This is a genomic window from Oleiphilus sp. HI0128 (assembly GCF_001635365.1).
In genome coordinates, this window is the sequence record NZ_LWGG01000157.1 from 1 (window position 1) to 921 (window position 921).

Genomic DNA, 921 nt, shown 5'->3' on the forward strand with positions numbered 1-921 from the left:
ACAACATTTGTCTTGGTCAAATCAAGGTGGAAAATTTCAACCACACTAACCAGAGGAAAAGCAAAGGACTGATTTCCAAGCTTAACCATCAAGGTAGGCATGATCGCCAAAGTTAAGGGTACTTTAATTGAAAGTCGCGAGCCTTTACCTAACTCAGAATCAATATTTACCGTACCGTTTAACTGGGTAATTTTTGTCTTAACAACATCCATTCCCACACCACGGCCGGAAATATCGGATATTTCCTGCTTAGTCGAAAAGCCAGGTGCAAAAATAAGGTTATAACATTCGCTATCGCTTAAGCGATCAGCAGCGTCTTGGTCGTAAATGCCTTTTTCAACAGCTTTTTGACGTAGAACCTCAGCATCCATACCTGCGCCATCATCTTCAATGGCTAGCATGATATGATCACCTTCCTGCTGTGCTGACAGAACCACCTGCCCTATACGTTCCTTACCTTTCGTCACACGGTCATCAGGCATTTCAATGCCGTGGTCTACAGCGTTTCGTACAAGGTGAACCAAGGGGTCAGATAGCGCTTCAACAAGGTTCTTATCAAGGTCAGTATCTTCACCAACCAGAACCAGGTTAACCTCTTTCTTAAGGTTCCGAGCCAAATCTCGCACAACCCTGGGAAAACGTCCAAAGACCTTCTTAATCGGCTGCATTCGAGTTTGCATAACCGCTGACTGAAGATCACCTGTCACGACATCTAAGTTGGACACAGCCTTCTGCATGGACTCGTCACTGCTTGCATCGCCAAGACGTTTTAGTCGGTTACGCACAAGCACCAATTCACCCACCATATTCATGATATCGTCTAGGCGCTTTGTATCAACACGAACTGTTGTTTCTGTCGCTATGGTTTCATTCTTCTTCGATGCCGCTTTAGCAGCTGGTTTTGCGAAACCTGCTGATGCT

1 protein-coding gene is annotated in these 921 nt (G+C 45.2%); it reads right to left on the minus strand.

What is annotated here, in order from left to right:
• Positions 1–921: chemotaxis protein CheA (locus tag A3763_RS02035; RefSeq protein WP_197482695.1), on the minus strand; the 921-nt coding region annotated here is incomplete at both ends.